The organism is Candidatus Parvarchaeota archaeon (genome assembly GCA_016866895.1).
In the GTDB taxonomy this organism is placed as follows: domain Archaea; phylum Micrarchaeota; class Micrarchaeia; order Anstonellales; family VGKX01; genus VGKX01.
Genome location: VGKX01000189.1, coordinates 1 through 1,848, shown reverse-complemented (window position 1 = coordinate 1,848; position 1,848 = coordinate 1). Strand labels below are relative to the sequence as shown.

Annotated in this window: 2 protein-coding genes; one reads left to right on the top strand and one right to left on the bottom strand. The window is 47.7% G+C overall.

Going from position 1 to position 1,848, the window contains the following annotated elements:
- Positions 1 to 181: 181 nt before the first annotated feature.
- Positions 182 to 1,354 (bottom strand): hypothetical protein, encoded by a 1,173-nt coding sequence (locus FJZ26_05775; protein MBM3229917.1) that lies wholly within the window; start codon positions 1,352 to 1,354, stop codon positions 182 to 184.
- 119 nt (positions 1,355 to 1,473) lie between these two features.
- Between FJZ26_05775 and FJZ26_05770 the strand changes: the two genes are divergently transcribed.
- A partial coding sequence (locus FJZ26_05770) for a hypothetical protein (GenBank protein ID MBM3229916.1) occupies positions 1,474 to 1,848 on the top strand: 375 nt, incomplete at its 3' end.

Here is a 1,848-nt window from a genome sequence, read left to right as displayed (position 1 = left end):
GAGTATCCTGCGTTAGGACGCTGAACGAGGAACAGCCAGGAAACACTGCAAAACAGAAGGAGAATGCGAGCGCGCCTACGGCGGAAAGGAGCTTTTGCCTTAGTGGAAAAATTTTGGGAATTTTATGGTTAGCGCCATTGGCATGAATGGGAAAAGAAGTTTGAAGAAGGCGCATGCGCACTCACTTTCTTTTCAGTTGGAGATAAGGCTCGATAAGCTCTTGCAGCTGAGACCTAAGCTCATTTGTGTCTTCGCTGTGGATTGGCTTGAACTTGTGCGCCAGCTCCTTGTGGCCATGCAGCCACAGCCAGTGGGAAAAGTCGTTCCTCTCGGCATGGTAACGCAGGCTTTCAGAGTTCATGGTCATTATCAGCCCATATACTTGGAGAAGTGAGTGTGCCCTGGCCACTTCCTTCCCGTCAGGCGTGCGGAAAACAAAATCGCCAAAGCCAAAGTAATCGTTTATTATGCGCTTGAGTTCTTGCAGGAAAATGGGGTCGTCTTTCCAGATGGAGAAAACGCGGTGCTCGCTTGCAGCCTGCTGCGCCCATTCCTGCTGCGCAGACTGCACAACAATTGGCGTGCGCTCATCGTACTTTTTTATCTTGTCCACAAGCAAGGGCCAGCCGTCAGAGACCAGGTGGCCGCCGCGGGGAGTTTCAATGTCAAGTATGGCGCCTGAAAGCAAATCCTTGCATTCGTTGATTATTTTTTCAGCTTCCTCAAAGGTGCGGGCAAGAAGCACGCGCGTGCGGTGATGTGTGATATCGAAGAGAGTGTTGAGGAAGCTGGTGTAGTGGCTGGGATAATCTTCAACGACTAGAAGGCTTTCGCCAGGTTTTTTCTCATGGTTCAGGTGGTCTTCATGCAGGCGCACAATGGATTGTATCACTTTTTCCTGCCCCTGGTAAAAGAAAACTTTCACATTTTGCAAAAGCGCAGGCGAGAAGCTTCGGCCAAGGACAAAATCGTCAAGCGCAAAAGGGTTGCCGATGCACTCGTCCCTGCTTGTGAGAAGGTAAACCTGCGCGCCTTTGGATTTTTCAGCTGCGACCTGCACAATTTCCTCAAATCGAGATTCTCTAGGGTTCTGGCCTATGTCAGTTATGATAATCGTATGCGAGTCGGCGCCTTTCAGGGCTGAGGAGAGCTCCTCAATAGTGTGCCTTGAGCTTTTTTGCCTGCCAAGCTTAGGAGTAAGGGTCGATATAGGTATGAATTCCGGTTTGGGATGGATGTGAAGGAGATTTTTACCTACCAAATTATTTTCAGCAGGTGTGCCCACTGAGATGATTTTTTTGGCGCGTATGCTGTTGCGTATCTGGGGAAATGAGTGCGCTAAAGCTGGTTGCATGCAATCACATCTTGCTCGACAAAGCAAGACATCAGTCGCTGAAAGCAACTGTGAGTTGTGATAAAATATAGAGACAAATGATTAAATAACCTATGCCCAATAAGTCAGAAACGATTCGGATGGCACCAGCCCAGAATGCAAACTATCGATTCAATGACTACGTTGCAAAAATAACGAGCATGAAGGAAATATTGCGGGCGCCTGATTTTAGGAATATTGGCAGTGGGGAGATAGGCGGAAAGGCAAGAGGTCTGTCTGTTTTTGTGGATGCCCTTCAAGAGGAGAAGGAAAGGCTGGCAAAGGAATTTGGAAAGGAAATTTTCATTGCCGTGCCAAAAGCAACTGTAATAAGGACAAGCGTATTTGAGGAGTTCGTCGGCAAAAATAACTTGTGGTCAATTGTCAGGCAAAATCTTCCAAATGATGAGATTGACAAGGCGTTTTTGGCAGGGAAATTTTCATCAGAAGCAATTGAGCAGTTCGACAAACTGCTC